Origin of the sequence: Pseudomonas sp. A25(2017), from assembly GCF_002001065.1 — a bacterium.
In the GTDB taxonomy this organism is placed as follows: Bacteria; Pseudomonadota; Gammaproteobacteria; order Pseudomonadales; family Pseudomonadaceae; genus Aquipseudomonas; species Aquipseudomonas kilonensis.
Window position 1 is genome coordinate 116,792 of record NZ_MUOA01000044.1, and the last position, 22,803, is coordinate 139,594.

The window sequence follows — 22,803 nt, forward strand, 5'->3', positions numbered from 1 at the left end:
GATTTATCCCCGCTGGGCTGCGAAGCGGCCCCCAAACCAGGCAACTCAGTATGCCAAGAGGATTGAGGTCACAGCTTTAGAGGGGCTGCTTCGCAGCCCAACGGGGATAAATCCCCTCGCCACAATTATTGCGTCAATTCGCGCATCCGCTGTAGCACCGCATTCAAGCCATTGCTACGCGACGGCGACAACTGCCGCGACAATCCCAACTGATTGAACCAGTCCGGCAAGTCCACCTGTTGTAGTTCAGCGGCGGACAAACCGTTGACCCGCGCCAGCAGCAACGCCACCAACCCACGGATCAACCGCGCATCACTGCTGGCACAAAACTGCCAGTGCCCGTCGTGCAACTGACCCACTAACCACACCTGACTTTCACAGCCGTGGACGAGGTTGGCCTCGCACTTGTCCTCGTCGCTCAGAGGCGGGAGGCGCTCGCCCCATTGCATCAGCAGCCGGGCGCGTTGTTCCCAGCCCGAGGCTTCCTGGAAAATCTGCAGCGCTGTGGCGGCCTCGGCGGGCAGGTTCATCGGAGCATCTCCAGGGCCTGGTCCAGGGCCTCGAAGAAACGTTCGAGATCGGCGGAGTCGTTGTACAGCGCCAGCGACACCCGGATCGCCCCGGACAGCTTCAAATGCTTGAACAACGGCATTGCGCAGTGATGCCCGGCGCGCACGGCGATGCCTTGCTCGGTCAGCAGGTGCGCCAGGTCGGCATTGTGGATGCCTTCGACCACGAAGCTGACCAGGGCCAGGCGCGGGTTGCCCACCAGGCGAACGCCGTTGCGGGCCAACAGGCCATGGAGCAGGTAGTCATGCAGCGCTGCCTCATGCTCAATGATCGCCTGCGGGTCGAGGTCGGACAGGTAATCCAGGGTCGCCCCCAGGCCGATCACGCTGGCAATCGGCGGTGTACCCGCTTCGAAGCCCAGCGGCGCCGGGCGGAAGCTGGCGCTGTGGTAATCGGCCTGTTGCACCATTTCGCCGCCGAACTGCCAATGACGCAGGTTGCCGAGGGCTTCGGTACGGCCAAACAGCACGCCCAGCCCGTCGGGGCCGTAGAGTTTGTGGCTGGAAAACACATAAAAGTCGCAGCCCAATGCCTCGACGTCGTGGCGGCCATGGACCACACCTTGGGCGCCGTCGATCACCGTCAGTGCGCCCTGGGCCTTGGCCAGCGCCAGCAGCGCCGGCACCGGCTGCCAGGCCCCGAGCACATTGGATAACTGGCTCACCGCCAGCAAGCGCGTACGTGGGCCGATCCGTTCGGCGGCGGCGCCAGGATCGATCACCCCGTCGGCATCCAGTGGCAACACCACCAGGGTCAACGAACGGCGCTCGGCCAGTTGCTGCCACGGCAGCAGGTTGGCGTGGTGTTCCAGGGCGCTGATGACGATCTCGTCGCCCGGGTTGAATAGATGCTCCAGCCCGTAGGCCAGTAGGTTCAGCGCCGAAGTGGCGCCGTGGGTGAAGACCACTTGCCCGCAGTTTCCGGCATTGAGCCATTGCGAAACCTTGAGGCGGCTGTCCTCGAACGCCTGGGTGGCATGGGCGCCCGGCAAATGTTGCGCCCGGTGCACGTTGGCCGCGCCATTGGCGTAGTAATGCGTCAGGGCGTCCAACAGGGCTTGGGGTTTTTGCGTGGTGGCGGCGCTGTCCAGATAGGTCTGGCCTTGCCGTTGCAGGGCGGCGATGGCCGGGAAATCGGCACGCCAGGGGGATTGGATCAACATGCTTTCGGGCCCTGCTGGAGGTACGCCGGCCCCTGTGAGGGCGGGCTTTTTTTGTGGGAGCAAAGCTTGCTCGCGATGGCAGCGACACGGTTTACGGTGAGACCGCGTCATCGTTCATCGCGAGCAAGCTTTGCTCCCACAAAAAAAGCTCGCTCCCACAGGTGGGGTGTGAAGCGGCTTAGTTGTGGGCGTGCAGTGCTTCGTTCAGCTCGATGGCCGATTTATGCGTCTTGCATTCCACCGCGCCGGTCTCGGAATTGCGGCGGAACAACAGGTCGGGCTGGCCGGCCAGGTCGCGGGCCTTGACCACTTTGACCAGTTGGTTGTTTTCGTCCAGCAGCTTCACTTTGGTGCCAGCGGTCACGTACAGGCCCGACTCCACGGTGTTGCGGTCGCCCAGCGGGATGCCGATGCCGGCGTTGGCGCCGATCAGGCAGCCTTCGCCGACCTTGATCACGATGTTGCCGCCGCCCGACAGGGTGCCCATGGTCGAGCAACCGCCGCCCAGGTCCGAACCCTTGCCGACGAATACGCCCGCCGAAACACGGCCTTCGATCATGCCCGGGCCTTCGGTGCCGGCGTTGAAGTTGACGAAACCTTCGTGCATCACGGTGGTGCCTTCGCCCACGTAGGCGCCCAGGCGGACCCGCGCGGCATCGGCGATGCGCACGCCGGCCGGGACCACGTAGTCGGTCATTTTCGGGAACTTGTCCACCGAGAACACTTCCAGCAGCTCGCCACGCAGGCGGGCTTCGAGCTGGTGCTCGGCCAGTTCGCTCAAGTCGATCGCGCCCTGGCTGGTCCAGGCCACGTTCGGCAGCAGAGGGAAGATGCCGGCCAGGTTCAGGCCATGAGGCTTGACCAGGCGATGGGACAGCAGGTGCAGCTTGAGGTAAGCCTCAGGTGTGGAAGACAGTTGGGCGTCTTCGGCCAGCAGCGTGGCGACCAGCGGCTTGTGGCTTTCGGCCAGGCGGGTCAGCAGCGCGGCTTGCGCGGCATCGACGCCCTTGAGGGCTTCTGCCAGTTGCGAGGCCTGGGCGGTGGTGAAAGTGATGGCCTGGTTGCCTTCGCTGTAGCCAAGGATTGGCGCGATGGCTGCGACGATGTCAGCCGACGGGTTGAGCAGCGGCTGTGCGTAGAACACTTCAAGCCAGGCGCCTTGACGGTTTTGAGTGCCGACACCGAAGGCCAGGCTGAACAGGGTAGTGGACATGAAATTACCTCTACAAAATGGACTGGGCAGGCTTACTTGATCTCTGCCGCATAAATATCTGGCTTGAAGCCAATCAGGGTTCGGTCACCGAGGTCAAGCACCGGGCGCTTGATCATCGAGGGTTGGGCGAGCATCAGTTCGATGGCTTTCGGCTGGTCGAGATCGGCTTTGCGTTCGTCGTCGAGTTTGCGAAAGGTCGTACCGGCACGGTTCAACACCACTTGCCAGCCATGCTCGTTGCACCATTGGGTCAGGTGCTCACGGTCGATGCCGGCAGTTTTGTAATCGTGAAAGTCATAGCGCACCGCGTGCTCATCGAGCCAGGTACGCGCTTTTTTCATCGTATCGCAGGCTTTGATGCCGAAAAGCTGTAAGTGCTTGTTTTCCTTGGGCATGAATGCTCCCCCAAAACGTTCCCGGTATCGTCCTGAAAATCAGCGGACGATTATGCCACGTCGTTCCTTTCAGTGCCTTGACTGTCGCGACGGATCGGACGAGGCGGAACCGACAGGAAAGAGGTGACCACACAGCACGGGTAAACCCAGCACTTTTGCGTACAAGAGGCCCGCCCATGGATTCCATCTCTCTGACACTACCCCATCCACTGATGCATCAAACTGAAGAAACACTCCCGCCCCATTCAACGACATCGACCACCAGGACCGCCGCATCCGTCCCGATCGGCCCTGTCTCGGCTGAACAGGACCTGGCAAATCGCACTGGTGCAATCAAGGCCCAGCTCACCCGGGTATTCGAGCCGCACATAAACGGTGCCAATCGCGAGGCCTTCGAAGCATTGATCGACGATCGTTCGCGTACCTTGGCCAATGACGGGGAAACCGCGGAAAGCGTCGATGCCGTGCTGACTAAAGGCTCGCGGCTGGATCGCGCGTCCCATGACACTGTTGGATTCCTTCGTTCGGTTCCCTTCGGCGCGGCGTCCATCGCGCTGGACTTCGTTCCGGCGGTGACCGGCAATGGCTCGATTACCGCGCCGTTGGCGCTGTCGGCAATTGCCGGCCTGGTCAGCAGCGCCACCGACACGGTCGGCAATGGCCTGATAAAGCGCGCCACCAGCGACACCCAGTGGCTGGTGGCTGAAAATGCCGATCTGGAGCCGGTCATGCAGGAAGCCGCCCAGGCGGTGAAGCCGAGCCTGACGACCCAGGCTATCGAAGGCAGCCTGACGTTCCAGACCTTCTCCGCGCGAAACGTGTTGCGCACGGTCATCCAACCCGTCGTGACGAAGACCGTCGATGCGCAAACGGGCAGCAAGGTGGACTCGGTGATAGCTGCCATCGGCTCTCCGCTTTCAGGCATGGCCGCTTATGACCTGCAACATTCCATCGATAAATCCAAACACCGGGTTGGCCCGGAATACTTGCTGGGGCGTCAAGACTGGCACCAGCGTTACAAGGACCTCAAGAATTATGGCGTAGGGAGTGCAGCGATGGGCATTGCGAAGCGGGTCGGCAGCCTGCCGCTGGACGCGATGCGCGATGGCAGCAAATCGCTGCAAGCCTTGGTTACGCCGACAGGCTTGGTCAGTGGTCTCGGAGCGTTGGCCGGCGGTATTACTGCGATCGGCATGGCCCAGACCGCCGCTGTCAACGCCGCCAGGCGCGCCGGGATTTCGCCTGCGGGTGTTGCGGCGGCGGGCAAGGCGACGGTTACGGCCACGATGGCCCCGGTGCTCGCCGCCTGGGTGACCACGGCTGTGATGACCCAACCGTTGGCGGACAAGGCTTCTGCTGCGTTGGACAGGCTTTCCGCCGGTCCCGCGCATCCGGATGAGCTGGAGGGAATGTTGCCCTTGGTCGAAAGGTCGACGGCCGAACCGATCGTGGAAGACAGCGACAACGAGGGTGACAGCGTCGATTTTGTCTCGGCCCGCTCGACGCTCAGTGCTGCTGAGCGAGCTGTTTAGCGTCGGCTAGTCGCCGGTCGCTCCTGCCGCATGGAGGTTAGGAGCGGCCAGGGGGGCGACTTCAATCGACACGCAACTGAGCGTGCTTGGCCCCGTCTGCGTGGCTGGGTCCACCCGAGGATGGACCCAGACTCTTGCCAGCGTTCACTGGTGACGGGGCGATCATGGTTGCCGGTAATAACGAATTCAAGCCAGCTTGATTCTTGAAACAGCGCTACATGAGATCTGTTGAGCTTCTAAACCAATAAAATCAATGGGTTGTTCTATGGAGGCCGGTTTTATTTCTTTTTTTGTCTGAGCAAGCGATCGTGGTCTGTCAGACGCGCCGAAGTTTCCGACAAGTTTTTAAGGTTGTCCGTCGGAAGTGGGGGCTCTAGCCTCTGGGTGTCGCTGCCAATTCAGCGGCCGGACGTGAGAATCCGAATAAAAAACCTCTAGGAGCAAGGGCTTCTGCGCTATCCGGGCGCGGGGCTTTACATACTTCAGCTCTAGGGAGCAATTTTGATGGACAAGAAAGAGACTCAAAACGCACCAAAGCCCGCATCCACTTTCCCCTACGGCGATTACGCACCCGAAAAGCTGCAAGAGGCAGCTGACCGTGTGCTGGATCATTACCTCAAACCTGACGACAGCAAGTCAGAACCCAAGCCCTCAGTACAGTTATTCACCGTGGCTGACGGTATCGACACCGAAGTGTTGCTGGCCAACCTCAGTGAAACCCTGGCTTCGGCCAATGCGATGCTCAATGACCTTGCCTTCGATCAGGACGGCTCGCGACGACATGTAGCATTGGGAGTCGCCCAGATGATTGAGTTGGGGATGTTGTTGGCGAACAAGTGCCTGGATCGGGTAGAGCTTCGGACTTGATGTAATAAGTGCCGGCCTCATCGCGAGCAAGCTTTGCTCCCACAGGATCTGGTATCGATCACAGGTTGTGTGAGCCACACAAATCCACTGTGGGAGCAAAGCTTGCTCGCGATAAATCGAAGGCAAACACAAAAATAACTGTGAAGCACTGAACCTGTGGCGAGGGGATAAATCCCCTCGCCACAACAGCCCCGATACAGCCATCAACCCCGACGCTGGATGAACGCGCGGATTCGCTCCGCCGCTTCCACGCATTCAGCCAATGGCGCAACCAAGGCCATGCGCACGCGCCCGGCGCCTGGGTTGACGCCGTCCACGTCGCGGGACAGGTAGGAGCCCGGCACGACGGTCACGTGTTCCTGTTCGAACAGGTCCCGGCAGAACGCCGCATCATCGCCCGCTACGTTCGGCCACAGGTAGAAGCTGCCATCGGGACGCTGTACGTCCAGCACCGGGCTGAGGATCTCCAGCACGGCGTCGAATTTCTCGCGGTACAGCGCGCGGTTGGCGCGTACGTGCACTTCGTCGTTCCACGCGGCGATGCTCGCCAGTTGGGTCTGAACCGGCATCGCGCAGCCGTGGTAGGTGCGGTACAGCAGGAAACCCTTGAGGATGTCGGCGTCGCCGGCCACGAAACCGGAGCGCAGGCCGGGCAGGTTGGAGCGTTTGGACAGGCTGTGGAACACCACGCAGCGCTTGAAATCCTTGCGACCGAGTTCGACACAGGCGCTGAGCAGCCCCGGCGGCGGGGTTTGTTCGTCGAAGTACAGTTCGCTGTAGCACTCGTCCGCAGCGATGACGAAGTCATGTTCGTCAGCCAGGGCGATGAGTTTCTTCAGCACATCCACCGGGATCAGCGCACCGGTCGGGTTGCCAGGGGAGCACAGGAACAGGATCTGGCAGCGTTTCCAGATGTCCGGCGATACGGCATCGAAATCCGGATTGAAGCCGTTCGCGTCCAGGCACGGCAGGTAGTGCGGCTTGGCCCCGGCCAGGAACGCGGCGCCTTCGTAGATCTGGTAGAACGGGTTCGGGCTGACCACCAGGGCGTCGTCGCCACGGTTGACCACGGTCTGGGTGAAGGCGAACAGGGCTTCACGGGTGCCATTGACCGGTAGCACATGGCGCGCCGGGTCCAGCCAGCCGTTTGGCACGTTGAAGCGGCGCTCGCACCAACCCGTGATGGCCTCACGCAACTCCGGGATGCCGAGGGTGGTCGGGTACACCGCCATCTTTTCCAGATTGCTGGCCAGGGCTTCAGCCACGAAGCTGGGCGAGCGATGCTTGGGTTCGCCGATGGACAGGGCGATCGGGCGTTTGTCCGGGTTGGGCGTGACGCTGCCAAGCAAGGCGCGGAGCTTTTCGAACGGGTAGGGCTGGAGCTGGTTCAGAGCGTTGTTCATCGAGGGCCTCTTTCAATGTGGGAGCGAGCCTGCTCGCGATAGCGGTGTGTCAGGAAACATCAATGCTGGATGTTCCGCCGCCATCGCGAGCAGGCTCGCTCCCACAGGGGAAATGTATTCGTTCAGATATTGATGCGCATCAGGTTGGTATCAGGTTCCTGGTTGACGCTCAAATGCTGCACGATCGCTTCCTGCAAGCGGCTGCACAGCTGCGGATCGGACAGCGGATGGTTATGCGCGTCGGTGATGAAGAAGACGTCTTCCACCCGTTCGCCGAGGGTGGCGATCTTGGCGTTTTGCAGCGACAGGTCGAACTCCAGGAAGATATGGCCGATCCGCGCCAGCAGGCCCGGGCGGTCCGGGGCGCTGAGCTCCAGCACGGTGACCTGGCGCTGGGCGTCGTTGTGGATCGTCACCTGGGGCGCGAAGGCGAAATGCTTGAGTTGGCGCGGCACCCGGCGCTGGATGATGGTCGGGTAGTCCGCCGGGTTGCGCAGGGCTTCGGTCAGGCCGTCGCGAATCTTCTTGACCCGCGCCGGGTTGTCGCCAATCGAGTCGCCGTCGGTGTCGAGCACGATGTAGGTGTCGAGGGTGAACTGGCTGCTCGAGGTGATGACCCGGGCGTCATGGATGTTGAGGTTGAGCTGGTCCATCGCCGCCACGGTCACGGCGAAGAAGTCGTGCTGGTCCGGGGCGTAGATGAAGATCTGCGTGCCGCCCTCGAACTCGCGCTGGGTGGTTTCCTTGATCAGCACCAGCGGCCCGGCATCGGCCGGTTGCTGGAGGATCGCGTCGCTGTGCCAGGCCACGTCGCCGGCGGTGTGGCGCAGGAAATAGTCATCGCCCAATTGCGACCAGAGCTGCTCGACATCGTCCGGATCGGTGCCGCCGCGTACCAGGATGTCCAGGGCGGCGCTTTGGGTTTGACGGATTTGTTCTTCGCGGTCCACCGGGTTTTCCAGGCCACGGCGCAAGGCGCGCTTGGTCTCGGTGTAGAGCTGGCGCAGCAGGCTGGCGCGCCAGGAATTCCACAGGCTCGGGTTGGTGGCGTTGATGTCGGCCACGGTCAGCACGTAGAGGTAATCCAGGCGTGTTTCATCGCCGACGATCTGGGCGAAGTCGTGGATCACCTGCGGGTCGGACAAGTCCTTGCGCTGGGCGGTGGTCGACATCATCAGGTGGTTCTGCACCAGCCAGACGATCAGCCGGCTGTCCCACAGGGGCAGTTGATGGCGCTGGCAGAACGCCTCGGCATCCACCGCACCAATCTCGGAATGATCGCCCTGGCGGCCCTTGCCGATATCGTGATACAGCCCTGCCATGTAGATCAGTTCGGGCTTGGGCAACTTGGCCATGAGCTTGCTGGCCAGCGGGAATTTCTCCGACACCTGGGTGTATTGCAACTTACGCAGGTGCTTGATCAGGTTCAGGGTGTGGGCATCGACCGTATAGATGTGGAACAGATCGTGTTGCATTTGCCCGACGATGAAACCGAACTCCGGCAGGTAACGCCCGAGGATCCCATAGCGATTCATGCGCCGCAGGTTGCGGTGCACGCCGATCCGGCATTTGAACAGCTCGATGAACAGGCTGGTGTTGCGGATGTCGTTACGGAAATCTTCATCGATCAGGTGACGGTTTTCCCGCAGCAGGCGAATGGTGTCGGCGCGCACCCCCTTGATTTCCGGCTGCTGGGCCATGAGCACGAAGATTTCGAGCATGGCGAACGGCGTGCGGCGGAACACATAGTCGTGACGCGCTTCGATGTAGCCGTCGTGCAGTTGGAAACGTGAGTTGATCGGCTGCGGCGGTTCTTCGTCCTCGGGGGCGAGGATGACTTCCTCGAAGTGCTGGATGATCAGTTCGCTGAGCTGGGCAATGCTCATCACCACGCGGTAGTACTGCTGCATGAAGTTTTCGATGGATTGCTTGGCATCCTGCCCTTCGAAACCCAACAGGCTGGCGATGGAGCGCTGGTGGTCGAACAGCAGCCGGTCCTCGGAGCGCCCGGCCAGCATGTGCAGGGCGTAGCGGACCTTCCACAGAAATTCCTGGGACGAGGCCAGCAAGGCGTTTTCGCTTTCCACCAAAAAGCCTTCGCCGGCCAGGGCGCGCAGGTTCAGCGTCCCGTACTGGCGCCGGGCGACCCAGAGGATCGTCTGGATGTCCCGCAGCCCGCCGGGCGAGCCCTTGACGTTGGGCTCCAGGTTGTATTCGGTGTCGTTGTACTTGTGGTGGCGAGCCTTCTGCTCGGCGTGCTTGGCCAGGAAAAAGTCCTTGCTGGGCCACATGTGCGCCGTGCTGGTGACGTCGAGCATGCGCTGGCGCAGGTGCTCGGGGCCGGCGACGGTGCGGCTTTCCATCAGGTTGGTGATCACCGTCAGGTCGGCGCGGGCCTCGTCGGCGCATTCCTGCACCGAGCGCACGCTCTGGCCGACCTCCAGGCCGATGTCCCATAGTAGCGTCAGGAACCGCTCGATGGAGTCACGGAAAACTTCATGATCGGCGCTGTCCAGCAGGATCAGCAAGTCGATGTCGGAGTAGGGGTGCAGCTCGCCACGTCCATAGCCGCCCACCGCCACCAGGGCGATGTCGGCGTCTTCGCTCCAGTCGAACTGCTCCCAGGCCTTTTGCAGGATGTTATCGACGAACCAGGCGCGGTCCTCGATCAGCCGACGAATGTCCCGGCCATTGCGAAAGCGCTGGTCGAGCACTTCGTGGGCCTGGCGGATCGCCTTCTTGAACGCCGAGATGGGGCTTGCCTTCAGGGCCAGTTCAGCCTGGAACTGGCCGCGGTCGAAGAGTTCGGGATCCACCTGCGGCATTGAATGACTTTCCTTTCTATCTATATCTATAGGCTGGGTTCGGATCAGGCGGAAACGCGAGGGATGGTGTCATCGCTGCGCAGGGTGAAGATTTCGTAGCCGGTCTCGGTGACCAGCAAGGTGTGTTCCCACTGGGCCGACAGCTTGCGATCCTTGGTGATGGCCGTCCAGCCGTCGCCCAGCACCTTGGTGTCGGCGCGGCCCTGGTTGATCATCGGCTCGATGGTGAACGTCATGCCCGCCTGCAGTTCCATACCAGTGCCGGCACGGCCGTAGTGCAGGATCTGCGGTTCTTCGTGGAACACCTTGCCGATGCCGTGGCCGCAGAACTCGCGTACCACCGAGAAGCCGTTCTTCTGCGCGTGCTTCTGGATCACTTCGCCGATGTCACCCAGGCGGCAGCCCGGCTTCACCAGTTCGATGGCCATGTACATGCATTCCTGGGTGACCTTGGACAGGCGCTCGGCCCACTCCGGCACGTTGCCGACATGGAACATGCGGCTGGTGTCGCCGTGAAAGCCGTCCTTGATGACGGTAACGTCGATGTTCACGGTGTCGCCATCCTTCAACGGTTTTTCGTTGGGGATGCCGTGGCAGACCACGTGGTTGATCGAGGTGCAGATCGACTTCGGGAAGCCTTTGTAGTTGAGCGGGGCCGGGATGGCTTTCTGCTCGTTGACGATGTAGTCATGGCAGATGCGGTCCAGCTCTTCGGTGGTCACGCCAGGCTTGACGTAGTCGGCGATCATCTCCAGCACATCGGCGGCGAGTTTGCCGGCGACACGCATTTTGGCGATGTCCTCGGGAGTCTTGAGGGTAACGGTCATACAGGCTCTCTCTGCGCCCGACGGCGCTGTTCAAAACGAAATGGGCGGCGGATGATGCTTCACGTGGCCCTGAAAGAGGCGATTCTAACAGACGATCAGCGCAAATCCGCGTCTACATGCATCGCTTCTCTCTATAAGGGTGTGCATCCACTGCCCATGAAAGGGCTGTGGGAGGGGCTCCTCACCAGGATTTCAGAATCCGTGTTCCGTTTTCGCCCTTGCTGTGGTATAAAATGCGCCGCTTTCCGGGGATGACCCCGCAAGCTTAAATCCACACACGTGTCGACACGATGACCTGGGTGCCTTTGGCTTTTATAGCCGCTGGTTGGTCATTGGGATACGTGGAGGCCAAACCCGACTTATCAAGGAACTATCATGTCCCAAGTCAACATGCGCGATATGCTGAAGGCCGGTGTGCACTTCGGTCACCAGACCCGTTACTGGAACCCGAAAATGGGTAAGTACATTTTCGGCGCGCGTAACAAGATCCACATCATCAACCTTGAAAAAACCCTGCCGATGTTCAACGAAGCACTGACCTTCGTAGAGCGCCTGGCCCAGGGCAAAAACAAGATTCTGTTCGTCGGCACCAAGCGTTCCGCTGGCAAGATCGTTGCTGAAGAAGCAGCACGTTGCGGTTCGCCGTACGTCGATCACCGCTGGTTGGGCGGCATGCTGACCAACTTCAAGACCATTCGCGCTTCCATCAAGCGTCTGCGTGACCTTGAAGTCCAGTCCGAAGACGGTACTTTCGCCAAGCTGACCAAGAAAGAAGCGCTGATGCGCACTCGCGATCTTGAGAAGCTGGACCGCTCCCTGGGCGGTATCAAGGACATGGGCGGTCTGCCTGACGCACTGTTCGTGATCGACGTTGATCACGAGCGCATCGCGATCACCGAAGCCAACAAGCTGGGTATCCCGGTCATCGGCGTTGTCGACACCAACAGCAGCCCGGAAGGCGTTGACTACATCATCCCAGGCAACGATGACGCCATCCGCGCCATCCAGCTGTACATGGGTTCGATGGCTGACGCTGTTATCCGTGGTCGCAACAACGTGAATGGCGGCACCGAAGTCTTCGCTGAAGAAGCTCCGGCAGCAGCCGCTGAGTAATTGACGCCCTGGCGTTGACTCAGTAAGCAAAAAGGGGGCTTGGCCCCCTTTTTGCCACCTCGAAAACCATTTGCCGCCAGCGCAGTGACCTGTTTGTAACCTGCCGCGGCCTATAAGCAGTGGTTTTCCAGGAAGAATTGATCGCCCGTTCGATCGGGTGGAATGGTTGAAAACCTATCCAAGAGGATTTTGAAATGGCAGAGATTACTGCAGCGTTGGTCAAAGAACTGCGCGAGCGTACCGGCGAAGGCATGATGGACTGCAAGAAAGCCTTGACCAAGGCTGGCGGCGACATCGAGAAAGCCATTGATGACATGCGCGCTTCGGGCGCCATCAAGGCTGCCAAGAAAGCTGGCAACATTGCCGCTGAAGGCGCGATCGGCATCAAGGATGACGGTAAAGCTGCCGTTATCATCGAAGTCAACTCGCAGACTGACTTCCTGGCCCTGCAAGACGACTTCAAAGCATTCGTTGCTGCCAGTGTAGAAAAAGCATTCGCCGACAAACTGACCGACGCAGCTCCGCTGATCGCCGCTCAGGAATCGGCTCGTGAAGCCCTGGTTGCCAAAGTAGGCGAAAACGTCAACATCCGTCGTCTGGTTCGCGTCGAAGGTGATGTTGTCGGTTCCTACCTGCACGGCAACAAGATCGGTGTTGTCGTGGCCCTCAAAGGCGGCAACGTCGAGCTGGCCAAAGACATCGCGATGCACGTCGCTGCCAGCAACCCTGAGTTCCTGCTGCCGTCGGAAGTTTCCGCTGACGCCATCGAGCGTGAAAAAGCTGTGTTCATGCAGCTCAACGAAGACAAGATCAAAGGCAAGCCAGCCGAAATCGTTGAAAAAATGGTTGCTGGTCGTATCACCAAGTTCCTGGCTGAAGCCAGCCTGGTTGAGCAGGCGTTCGTCAAGAACCCTGAAATCAAGGTCGGTGAACTGGCCAAGAAAGGCGGCGCTGAAATCGTTTCCTTCACCTACTTCAAAGTGGGCGAAGGCATCGAGAAGCCAGTAGACAACTTCGCTGAAGAAGTTGCTGCTCAACTGGCTGCCAGCAAGCAATAAGACAGTTTTTATAACTGTCGCCCTGAAGAGGCTGCCCGCTTAACGCGCGCAGCCTCTTTTTGGATGGGGATGCCGATTTTTATTGGTTTCCTGTCGGAACTGGCTTACAAAGCCGTGTTCCGATGGCGCTGTGTCAGCGTCAAGCTAGAGTGAACGCAGGCTGAAAACAGCCCGCAAAGAATTTTTTGAACACATACGCCGCAGGAGAGATTCGCAATGGCTCAGCAGGGCAGTGGTTATCAGGCTCGCTATAAACGCATTCTACTCAAGCTTAGCGGCGAGGCCCTGATGGGCTCGGAAGAGTTCGGGATCGATCCGAAAGTGCTGGATCGCATGGCCCTGGAAGTCGGCCAGTTGGTCGGGATCGGCGTTCAGGTCGGCCTGGTCATCGGCGGCGGCAACCTGTTCCGCGGCGCAGCGCTGAGCGCGGCCGGCATGGATCGGGTCACGGGCGACCACATGGGCATGCTGGCCACTGTGATGAACGCCCTGGCTATGCGTGACGCGCTGGAGCGTGCCAATATCTCGGCCATCGTGATGTCGGCCATTTCCATGGTGGGCGTGACCGATCACTACGACCGCCGCAAAGCCATGCGCCACCTCAATGCCAAGGAAGTGGTGATTTTTGCCGCCGGCACCGGTAATCCGTTCTTCACCACGGATTCGGCCGCCTGCCTGCGAGCGATCGAGATCGATGCCGATGTCGTGCTCAAGGCCACTAAGGTCGATGGCGTCTATACCGCTGACCCGTTCAAGGACCCGCATGCCGAGAAGTTCGATCATCTGACCTACGATGAAGTGCTGGATCGCAAGCTGGGTGTAATGGATCTGACGGCTATCTGCCTGTGCCGCGACCACAAGATGCCGCTGCGCGTCTTTAACATGAACAAGCCCGGTGCCCTGCTGAACATCGTCCATGGCGGCGCCGAAGGAACACTGATCGAGGAAGCTCAACAATGATCAACGAAATCAAAAAAGACGCTGAACAGCGCATGCAGAAATCCCTGGAGTCCCTGGCGCACAACTTCGGTCGCATCCGCACCGGCCAGGCGCACCCGAGCATCCTCGAGGGCGTGATGGTGCCGTACTACGGCTCCGACACCCCGATCAAGCAGGTGGCCAACATCACCGTCAAGGACGCGCGCACCCTGCAGGTCGTGGCCTTCGAGCGCAACATGCTGGGCGCAGTCGACAAGGCCATTGGCAGTGCCGGCCTGAACCTGAACCCGACCAACCTGGGTGAGCTGCTGCTGATCTCCATGCCGGCCCTGACCGAGGAAACCCGCAAGGGCTTCACCAAGCAGGCCCGTGATGTGGCTGAAGACGCCCGTGTTGCCGTGCGCAACATCCGTCGTGATGCCAACAGCCAGCTCAAGGACCTGGTCAAGGAAAAGGAAATCAGCGAAGACGAAGAGCGTCGTGCCACTGGCGAGATCGACGACCTGACCAAGAAGTACGTGGCTAAGATCGACGCGGATTTGGCGCAGAAAGAAAAAGACCTGATGGCCGTATAAGGGTCTCGTTTTCATGGAAAAGACCAAGCAGGCCGTGCCGTTCGTGGTGCCGCGCCACGTGGCGATCATCATGGACGGCAATAACCGCTGGGCCAAGAAACGCTTTATGCCTGGCGTCGCCGGGCACAAGGCGGGGGTCGACGCGGTTCGTGCGGTCATCGAGGTGTGCGCCGAGGCAGGGGTCGAGGTGCTGACCCTGTTCGCCTTCTCCAGCGAGAACTGGCAGCGCCCGGCCGATGAAGTCAGTGCCTTGATGGACCTGTTCCTCAAGGCCCTGCGTCGCGAGGCCAAGCGCCTCAACGATAACAAGATCAGCCTGCGGATCATCGGTGATCGCTCGCGCTTCCATCCTGAGTTGCAGGCTGCGATGCGCGAAGTCGAGGCCGCGACCGCGGGCAACGACCGGTTTGTCCTGCAGATCGCCGCCAACTATGGCGGTCAGTGGGACATTGCCCAGGCCGCCCAGCGGCTGGCGCGGGAAGTCCAGGCCGGGCACTTGCGCCCGGAAGACATCACGCCGGAACTGCTGCAGACCTGTCTGGCGACCGGCGACCTGCCGTTGCCAGACCTGTGCATCCGTACCGGTGGCGAGCATCGCATCAGCAACTTCCTGCTCTGGCAGTTGGCTTATGCCGAGTTGTATTTCTCCGACCTGTTCTGGCCGGACTTCAAACACGAAGCCATGCGCACTGCGCTAGCCGATTTCGCTTCCCGTCAGCGTCGCTTTGGTAAAACGAGCGAGCAGATCGAAGCTGGAGCCCGGGTTTAATGCTCAAACAACGAATCATCACTGCCTTGATCCTGTTGCCCATCGCCCTGGGCGGTTTCTTCCTGCTCAAAGGTGCCGGTTTTGCGCTGTTCATCGGGCTGGTCGTGACCTTGGGTGCGTGGGAGTGGGCGCGGCTGGCGGGTTTTCCTGCGCAGTCGGCGCGCGTGGCCTACGCAGCGGCCGTGGCGGCCATGCTGTTCATCATGTACGTGGTACCCGGCCTCGGGCCTTGGGTGTTGGGTGCCGCGGTGCTGTGGTGGGCGACAGCGACCTTCCTGGTCCTGACCTATCCGCGGACTACCCATCATTGGGCCAATGCGGCGACCAAGCTGGTGATCGGCCTGCTGATCCTGCTGCCGGCCTGGCAGGGGCTGATCTGGATCAAGCAAGGCCCGCTGGGCAACTGGCAGATCATGGCTGTGATGGTGTTGGTCTGGGGTGCCGACATCGGTGCCTATTTTTCCGGTAAGGCCTTCGGCAAGCGCAAGCTCGCACCGAAAGTCAGTCCCGGCAAGAGCTGGGAAGGCGTCTATGGTGGCCTGGCCTTGAGCCTGGTGATCACCACTGTGGTCGGTTTCGTGCGGGACTGGACGGTCGCGCAATTGCTGATGGGCCTGATTGGCGCCGCCCTGATCGTCTTTGTGTCCGTGGTCGGCGACCTGACCGAAAGCATGTTCAAGCGTCAATCCGGGATCAAGGACAGCAGTAACCTGCTGCCCGGTCACGGTGGTGTGCTGGATCGCATCGACAGTCTTACCGCTGCGATCCCGGTCTTTGCCGTGCTGTTGTGGATGGCGGCATCGTGAGTCGCCCCCAGCAGATCACGGTCCTTGGTGCGACCGGTTCGATCGGCCTGAGTACGCTGGACGTCATCGGCCGGCACCCGGAGCGTTACCAGGTGTTCGCCCTCAGCGGTTTCACGCGCTTGAGTGAATTGCTGGCGCTGTGCGTGCGCCACACGCCACGGTTTGCCGTGGTGCCTGAGGCGGGTCTGGCGCGGGGGTTGCAGGACGATCTGCGCGCAGCCGGTTTGCAAACCCGCGTGCTGGTGGGCGAGGAGGGGCTCTGCCAAGTGGCTTCCGACCCCGAAGTCGACGCCGTGATGGCGGCCATCGTCGGTGCGGCAGGCTTGCGCCCGACGCTGGCGGCGGTGGAGGCCGGCAAGAAGATCCTGCTGGCCAACAAAGAGGCGCTGGTGATGTCCGGCGCGCTGTTCATGCAGGCTGTGCGCAAAAGCGGTTCGGTGTTGCTGCCCATCGACAGCGAGCACAATGCGATTTTTCAATGCATGCCGCAGGATTTTTCCCGTGGCCTCGGCGCGGTAGGGGTCCGGCGGATTTTGCTGACAGCCTCCGGTGGTCCGTTCCGGCAGACACCGCTGGAAGAATTGGTGCATGTTTCACCCGAGCAGGCCTGTGCGCACCCGAACTGGTCCATGGGGCGCAAGATTTCCGTGGATTCGGCCAGCATGATGAACAAGGGGCTGGAACTGATCGAGGCCTGTTGGCTGTTCGATGCCAAGCCGTCCCAGGTCGAGGTGGTGATTCATCCCCAGAGCGTGATTCACTCCCTGGTGGACTACGTCGACGGTTCGGTGCTGGCCCAGTTGGGCAATCCGGACATGCGCACGCCGATCGCCAACGCCCTGGCCTGGCCGGAGCGCATCGACTCAGGTGTTGCCCCGCTGGACCTGTTCGCCATCGCTCGCCTGGATTTCCAGGCGCCCGATGAGCAGCGTTTCCCCTGCCTGCGCCTGGCGCGTCAGGCGGCCGAGGCGGGCAACAGTGCCCCGGCGATGCTTAATGCCGCCAATGAAGTGGCGGTTGCAGCGTTTCTCGATGGACGTGTCCGTTACCTCGAGATCGCGAGTATCATCGAGGAAGTCTTGAATCTCGAGGCCGTGGTTTCGGTCAATGACCTCGATGCGGTATTTACGGCGGATGCCAGGGCTCGTGAGTTGGCGGGCCAATGGCTGCAGCGCCACGGGCGTTGAAGCTGCGATACGTTAGCCAGGGTTGCCCTGGACAGGATTGCGGAGAAAACAGATGAGCGCGCTCTATATGATTGCCGGCACCCTGATAGCCTTGGGGGTGTTGGTCACATTTCACGAATTCGGTCATTTCTGGGTCGCGCGGCGCTGTGGCGTCAAGGTCCTGCGTTTTTCCGTGGGCTTTGGCATGCCCTTGCTGCGCTGGCACGACAAGAAAGGCACTGAGTTCGTCGTGGCGGCCATCCCGCTGGGCGGCTACGTCAAGATGCTCGACGAGCGCGAAGGCGAAGTCCCGGCCGACCAGCTCGATCAATCCTTCAATCGCAAGACCGTCCGTCAGCGTATCGCCATCGTCGCGGCGGGACCGATTGCCAACTTCCTGCTGGCCATGGTGTTTTTCTGGGGCCTGGCCATGCTGGGCAGCGAGCAGGTGCGTCCGGTCATTGGTGGGGTAGAGGCCGGCAGCGTTGCCGCCCGTGCCGGGCTGGGTGCCGGGCAGGAAATCGTTGCCATCGATGGGGAGCCGACGTCCGGCTGGGCGGCGGTCAATCTGCAATTGGTACGTCGCCTGGGTGAGAGCGGTTCGTTGCAATTGATGGTGCGTGAGCAGGGTTCCACGGTGGATTCGCCTCGCGAACTGATCCTGGACAACTGGCTCAAGGGTGCCGATGAGCCGGATCCGATCCGCTCCCTGGGGATCAAGCCATGGCGTCCGGCGTTGCCGCCGATCCTCGCCGAGCTCGATCCGAAAGGCCCGGCCCACGCCGCAGGCCTGAAGACCGGCGACCGCTTGCTGGCGCTTGACGGCCAGCCGGTCAGCGACTGGCAGCAGGTGGTCGATTCGGTTCGTGTACGTCCTGATACTAAAATTGTGCTGCGCGTCGAGCGCGACGGTGCTCCAATCGACGTCCCGGTGACCCTGGCCGCCCGTGGCGAGAGCAAGGCGCCAACCGGTTACCTGGGAGCGGGTGTCAAGGCGGTCGACTGGCCGCCGGAAATGATCCGTGAGGTCAGCTTCGGCCCTGTGGCGGCGATTGGCGAGGGTGCGCGGCGTACCTGGACCATGAGCATCCTGACGCTGGACTCGCTCAAGAAAATGTTGTTCGGCGAGCTCTCGGTAAAAAACTTGAGTGGACCGATAACCATTGCTAAAGTGGCGGGCGCTTCTGCCCAGTCGGGCGTTGCTGATTTCCTGAATTTCCTTGCTTATCTGAGCATTAGCCTGGGGGTTCTGAATTTGTTGCCCATCCCGGTACTGGATGGGGGGCATCTGCTGTTTTATCTGATCGAGTGGGCGCGTGGTCGTCCCTTGTCGGATCGGGTGCAGGGTTGGGGGATACAGATCGGTATCAGCTTGGTGGTCGGGGTCATGTTGCTTGCCCTCGTCAACGATCTGGGTCGTCTGTAACGCTTCGCTGAATTGCGAATCTGCCGCATTTTGCGGCAGTTTGTTTATTGCCAGTTGGAATAAGAAAGGACTTCATGAAACGTCTGCTGCTAACTGCGGTTCTCACCGTATTGATGATCGCCGAAGTTCACGCCGAGTCCTTCACTATCTCTGATATTCGCGTCAATGGCCTCCAGCGGGTCTCCGCGGGTAGCGTCTTTGGTGCCTTGCCGTTGAACGTCGGCGAGCAGGCGGATGATCGGCGCCTGGTGGAATCCACGCGTGCGCTCTTCAAGACCGGCTTCTTTCAAGATATCCAACTGGGCCGTGACGGCAATGTCCTGGTCATCACCGTTGTCGAGCGTCCGTCGGTCGCCAGTATCGAGATCGAGGGCAACAAGGCGATCTCCACTGAAGACCTGATGAAGGGCCTCAAGCAATCCGGCCTGGCCGAAGGCGAGATCTTCCAGCGCGCCACCCTCGAAGGTGTACGTAACGAGCTGCAACGCCAGTACGTTGCCCAGGGCCGCTACTCGGCCACCGTCGACACCGAAGTGGTGCCGCAGCCGCGCAACCGCGTCGGCCTGAAGGTCAATATCAACGAAGGCACCGTGGCAGCCATCCAGCACATCAACGTGGTGGGCAACACGGTTTTCCCTGAAGAAGACCTGGTCGACCTGTTCGAGCTCAAGACCACCAACTGGCTGTCGTTCTTCAAGAACGATGACAAGTACGCCCGTGAAAAACTCTCCGGTGACCTGGAGCGTCTGCGTTCCTACTACCTGGACCGTGGCTACATCAACATGGACATCGCTTCGACCCAGGTGTCCATCACCCCGGACAAGAAGCACGTCTACATTACCGTCAACGTCAACGAAGGCGACAAGTACACCGTTCGTGACGTCAAGCTCAGCGGCGACCTGAAGGTCCCTGAAGACCAGGTCAAGTCGCTGCTGCTGGTGCAGAAGGGCCAGGTGTTCTCGCGCAAGCTGATGACCACCACGTCCGAGCTGATCACCCGCCGCCTGGGTAACGAGGGCTACACCTTCGCCAACGTCAACGGCGTGCCACAACCGCACGATGAAGACCACACCGTCGACATCACCTTCGCCGTGGACCCGGGCAAGCGTGCCTACGTCAACCGTATCAACTTCCGTGGCAACACCAAGTCCGAGGACGAAGTGCTGCGCCGTGAAATGCGCCAGATGGAAGGTGGCTGGGCGTCGACCTACCTGATCGACCAGTCCAAGACCCGCCTGGAGCGCCTGGGCTTCTTCAAGGAAGTCAACGTCGAGACCCCGGCCGTGCCAGGCGTCGACGACCAGGTCGATGTGAACTACAGCGTCGAAGAGCAGGCTTCCGGCTCGATCACTGCCAGCGTCGGTTTTGCCCAGAGCGCCGGCCTGATCCTCGGTGGCTCGATCACCCAGAACAACTTCCTGGGTACCGGTAACAAGGTCAGCATCGGCTTGACCCGCAGCGAATACCAGACCCGCTACAACTTCGGTTACGTGGACCCCTACTGGACCGCTGATGGTGTGAGCCTGGGCTACAACGCCTTCTATCGCACCACTGACTATGACGAGCTCGATTCCGATGTCTCCAGCTATGCAGTAGACAGCTTGGGTGCCGGCGTCAACGTGGGTTATCCAATCAGCGAGACTTCGCGGCTTACATTCGGTCTCACTGCCCAGCAGGATGAGATCAGCACTGGCCGCTATACCGTTGACGAGATCTTCGATTTTGTCGAGAAGGAAGGCGACAAGTACCTGAACTTCAAGGCCTCTGCCGGTTGGTCCGAGTCGACCTTGAACAAAGGTGTGTTGGCAACCCGTGGTCATTCCCAGAGCCTGGTATTGGAAACGACCACCCCTGGCAGTGACCTCTCGTTCTTCAAGCTCGACTACCGTGGCCAGCTGTTCCAGCCGTTGAGCGACAACTACACCATGCGCCTGCACACCGAGCTGGGCTATGGCGATGGTTACGGCTCGACTGATGGCCTGCCGTTCTACGAGAACTACTATGCTGGTGGTTTCAACTCGGTTCGTGGCTTCAAGGACAGTACCCTGGGCCCGCGCAGTACGCCGAGCCGGGGTGCAGCTGTTACAGGCAACCAGGGGACCATCGCGGACCCGGATCAGGATCCGCTGCCATTTGGTGGCAACGTCCTCATCCAGGGCGGCGCCGAACTCCTGTTCCCGATGCCGTTTGTCAAAGATCAGCGCTCCTTGCGTACCTCGGTATTCTGGGATGTGGGTAACGTATTCAACTCCAGTTGCGATGACACCACCAACGCCAACGGCACCCGGTCCAATGCTAAGTGCAACGACATCAGCCTGAGCAACCTGGCCAGCTCCGTGGGTGTGGGCGTGACCTGGGTTACCGCACTGGGCCCCTTGAGCTTTGCATTGGCGATGCCGATCAAGAAGCCGGATGACGCTGAAACCCAAGTGTTCCAATTCTCCCTCGGCCAGACGTTCTAAGCGTTTGACCCAAGATAACGACAATGGATTTTGTAGGAGTACATCGTGCGTAAGTTGACTCAATTGGTTCTCCTGGCGACCGTACTGGTCGCAGGTCCGGCTTTTGCCGACATGAAGATCGCCGTACTGAATTATCAGATGGCCCTGCTGGAATCCGACGCGGCGAAGAAATACGCCGTGGATGCGGAGAAGAAATTCGGCCCGCAACTGACCAAGCTCAAGGGCCTGGAAAGCAGTGCCAAGGGCATTCAGGATCGTCTGGTGGCCGGTGGCGACAAGATGGCCCAGGGCGAACGGGAGCGTCTGGAGCTTGAGTTCAAGCAAAAGGCCCGTGACTTTCAGTTCCAGTCCAAGGAGCTGAACGAAGCCAAAGCTGTTGCCGACCGCGAAATGCTCAAGCAACTCAAGCCGAAACTCGACAGCGCTGTGGAAGAAGTCATCAAGAAAGGTGGTTTTGACCTCGTGTTCGAGCGTGGCGCAGTGATTGATGTCAAGCCTCAATACGACATCACGCGCCAGGTGATCGAGCGCATGAATCAGCTGAAGTAATCCATGACAGCGACTATCAAGCTCGGCCAGTTGGCCGAGTTCCTCGGCGCCACCCTGCGTGGCGACCCGGAGAAGGCAATTACTGGGCTAGCCACTTTGCAAGAGGCTGGCCCAGCTCAGTTGAGCTTTCTGGCAAATCCTCAATACCGCAAGTACCTGGCTGACAGCCGGGCGGCCGCGCTGTTGCTCAAGGCAGCTGATGCCGATGGGTTTGTCGGCGATGCCCTGATCGTGCCCGATCCGTACCTGGCGTATGCCCGCATTTCCCATCTGTTCGATCCCAAGCCGAAATCGGCCGCTGGTATTCATCCCAGCGCAGTGATCGCAGCAGATGCCGTGGTTGATCCCACGGCCAGTGTCGGCCCATTCGTGGTCATCGAAAGTGCGGCCCGAATCGGTGCCGGCGTCACGCTGGGTGCCCATTGCGTCATTGGCGCGCGCAGCGAGATCGGCGAAGGCGGTTGGCTGGCGCCACGGGTCACCCTGTACCACGATGTGCGCATCGGCAAGCGGGTCGTGATTCAGTCCGGCGCAGTGCTGGGCGGCGAAGGGTTCGGGTTTGCCAACGAGAAGGGCATCTGGCAAAAGATCGCCCAGATCGGCGGCGTCACCGTTGGCGACGACGTCGAGATCGGCGTCAACACCGCGATCGACCGCGGCGCCCTGGCCGACACGGTCATCGGCAATGGCGTCAAGCTCGACAACCAGATCCAGATCGCCCACAACGTCCAGGTCGGTGACCACACCGCCATGGCCGCCTGCGTGGGCATCTCCGGCAGCACCAAGATCGGCAAGCACTGCATGCTCGCCGGTGGCGTGGGGCTGGTGGGCCATATCGATATCTGTGACAACGTGTTCCTGACCGGGATGACCATGGTGACCCACTCGATTACCGAGGCAGGTGCCTACTCTTCCGGTACGGCCATGCAGCCGGCAGCCGAATGGCGCAAGAGCGCGGCGCGTATCCGCCAGCTCGACGACATCGCGCGGCGCCTCAAGCAGGTGGAAAAGCGTGTAGGGGACGTGACCCCTGGCGGTAATGCTTCATCAGATGGCTGATACCATTTCCATATCAAGTGTGCACAGCCGTTAGGGCATCTTGATTTGCTAGCGGAGTGCGCGTCACTCGTGCGCTTCCAATCTTTA

General features: G+C 60.6%; 20 protein-coding genes. 13 read left to right on the plus strand and 7 right to left on the minus strand.

All coding sequences use genetic code 11. The features are described from left to right. Window positions 1-125: 125 nt before the first annotated feature. The 4 genes from B0E42_RS05620 to B0E42_RS05635 form a co-directional block, all read right to left on the minus strand. Window positions 126-530, minus strand: coding sequence for a SufE family protein (locus tag B0E42_RS05620; protein WP_018603747.1), 405 nt, complete (start codon window positions 528-530; stop codon window positions 126-128). Continuing rightward, window positions 527-1,732: an aminotransferase class V-fold PLP-dependent enzyme gene (locus B0E42_RS05625; protein ID WP_077505929.1), complete on the minus strand. Its 1,206-nt coding sequence runs from the start codon at window positions 1,730-1,732 to the stop codon at window positions 527-529. Before B0E42_RS05625 ends, B0E42_RS05620 begins: the two co-directional genes overlap by 4 nt. 178 nt (window positions 1,733-1,910) lie before the next feature. Continuing rightward, a complete protein-coding gene (gene dapD / locus B0E42_RS05630; protein WP_003198211.1) occupies window positions 1,911-2,945 on the minus strand; it encodes a 2,3,4,5-tetrahydropyridine-2,6-dicarboxylate N-succinyltransferase in 1,035 nt (344 codons plus the stop codon). Between the two features lie 32 nt (window positions 2,946-2,977). Beyond that, window positions 2,978-3,340 (minus strand): ArsC family reductase, encoded by a 363-nt coding sequence (locus tag B0E42_RS05635; RefSeq protein WP_014336784.1) that lies wholly within the window; start codon window positions 3,338-3,340, stop codon window positions 2,978-2,980. Between the two features lie 176 nt (window positions 3,341-3,516). Here B0E42_RS05635 and B0E42_RS05640 point away from each other — a divergent pair, with 176 nt between their 5' ends. Then, window positions 3,517-4,872, plus strand: a complete 1,356-nt coding sequence (locus B0E42_RS05640) for a hypothetical protein (protein WP_053185889.1) — start codon at window positions 3,517-3,519, stop codon at window positions 4,870-4,872. Between the two features lie 504 nt (window positions 4,873-5,376). Next, window positions 5,377-5,739 (plus strand): DUF6124 family protein, encoded by a 363-nt coding sequence (locus B0E42_RS05645; protein ID WP_053178297.1) that lies wholly within the window; start codon window positions 5,377-5,379, stop codon window positions 5,737-5,739. Between the two features lie 203 nt (window positions 5,740-5,942). Here B0E42_RS05645 and dapC read toward each other — a convergent pair whose 3' ends face one another. The 3 genes from dapC to map form a co-directional block, all read right to left on the minus strand. Further along, the gene (gene dapC / locus B0E42_RS05650; RefSeq protein ID WP_018603735.1) at window positions 5,943-7,142 is read right to left on the minus strand and encodes a succinyldiaminopimelate transaminase; all 1,200 of its coding nucleotides are present in this window, start codon (window positions 7,140-7,142) and stop codon (window positions 5,943-5,945) included. A 122-nt stretch (window positions 7,143-7,264) separates the two neighbouring features. Further along, window positions 7,265-9,967, minus strand: coding sequence for a [protein-PII] uridylyltransferase (locus B0E42_RS05655; RefSeq protein ID WP_018603734.1), 2,703 nt, complete (start codon window positions 9,965-9,967; stop codon window positions 7,265-7,267). A gap of 44 nt (window positions 9,968-10,011) precedes the next feature. Further along, on the minus strand, window positions 10,012-10,794 hold the full coding sequence (gene map / locus B0E42_RS05660) for a type I methionyl aminopeptidase (RefSeq protein ID WP_018603733.1): 783 nt from the start codon (window positions 10,792-10,794) through the stop codon (window positions 10,012-10,014). A 375-nt stretch (window positions 10,795-11,169) separates the two neighbouring features. Here map and rpsB point away from each other — a divergent pair, with 375 nt between their 5' ends. From rpsB to lpxD, 11 genes are all read left to right on the plus strand, one after another. Beyond that, window positions 11,170-11,907, plus strand: coding sequence for a 30S ribosomal protein S2 (rpsB, locus tag B0E42_RS05665; protein ID WP_003198231.1), 738 nt, complete (start codon window positions 11,170-11,172; stop codon window positions 11,905-11,907). A gap of 194 nt (window positions 11,908-12,101) precedes the next feature. Then, window positions 12,102-12,965 carry a translation elongation factor Ts gene (gene tsf, locus B0E42_RS05670; RefSeq protein ID WP_024619613.1) on the plus strand — a complete coding sequence of 288 codons (864 nt, stop codon included), beginning with the start codon at window positions 12,102-12,104 and terminating at the stop codon, window positions 12,963-12,965. A 216-nt stretch (window positions 12,966-13,181) separates the two neighbouring features. Further along, window positions 13,182-13,925 carry a UMP kinase gene (gene pyrH / locus B0E42_RS05675; protein ID WP_003184915.1) on the plus strand — a complete coding sequence of 248 codons (744 nt, stop codon included), beginning with the start codon at window positions 13,182-13,184 and terminating at the stop codon, window positions 13,923-13,925. Beyond that, the gene (gene frr / locus B0E42_RS05680; RefSeq protein WP_003198238.1) at window positions 13,922-14,479 is read left to right on the plus strand and encodes a ribosome recycling factor; all 558 of its coding nucleotides are present in this window, start codon (window positions 13,922-13,924) and stop codon (window positions 14,477-14,479) included. Before pyrH ends, frr begins: the two co-directional genes overlap by 4 nt. A 13-nt stretch (window positions 14,480-14,492) precedes the next feature. Further along, the gene (uppS, locus tag B0E42_RS05685) at window positions 14,493-15,248 is read left to right on the plus strand and encodes a polyprenyl diphosphate synthase (RefSeq protein WP_018603722.1); all 756 of its coding nucleotides are present in this window, start codon (window positions 14,493-14,495) and stop codon (window positions 15,246-15,248) included. Continuing rightward, complete coding sequence (locus tag B0E42_RS05690) at window positions 15,248-16,054, plus strand: phosphatidate cytidylyltransferase (protein ID WP_018603719.1); 807 nt, start codon at window positions 15,248-15,250, stop codon at window positions 16,052-16,054. The genes uppS and B0E42_RS05690 overlap by 1 nt, the downstream gene beginning before the upstream one ends. After that, on the plus strand, window positions 16,051-17,241 hold the full coding sequence (gene ispC / locus B0E42_RS05695; protein ID WP_053185899.1) for a 1-deoxy-D-xylulose-5-phosphate reductoisomerase: 1,191 nt from the start codon (window positions 16,051-16,053) through the stop codon (window positions 17,239-17,241). Before B0E42_RS05690 ends, ispC begins: the two co-directional genes overlap by 4 nt. Window positions 17,242-17,293: 52 nt before the next feature. After that, window positions 17,294-18,646, plus strand: coding sequence for an RIP metalloprotease RseP (gene rseP, locus B0E42_RS05700; protein WP_018603715.1), 1,353 nt, complete (start codon window positions 17,294-17,296; stop codon window positions 18,644-18,646). Between the two features lie 74 nt (window positions 18,647-18,720). Further along, window positions 18,721-21,108 carry an outer membrane protein assembly factor BamA gene (gene bamA / locus B0E42_RS05705; RefSeq protein ID WP_018603712.1) on the plus strand — a complete coding sequence of 796 codons (2,388 nt, stop codon included), beginning with the start codon at window positions 18,721-18,723 and terminating at the stop codon, window positions 21,106-21,108. 45 nt (window positions 21,109-21,153) lie between these two features. Beyond that, the gene (locus tag B0E42_RS05710) at window positions 21,154-21,657 is read left to right on the plus strand and encodes an OmpH family outer membrane protein (protein WP_003184901.1); all 504 of its coding nucleotides are present in this window, start codon (window positions 21,154-21,156) and stop codon (window positions 21,655-21,657) included. Between the two features lie 3 nt (window positions 21,658-21,660). Then, window positions 21,661-22,716: a UDP-3-O-(3-hydroxymyristoyl)glucosamine N-acyltransferase gene (lpxD, locus tag B0E42_RS05715; protein WP_018603710.1), complete on the plus strand. Its 1,056-nt coding sequence runs from the start codon at window positions 21,661-21,663 to the stop codon at window positions 22,714-22,716. The last annotated feature ends 87 nt before the right edge of the window (window positions 22,717-22,803 follow it).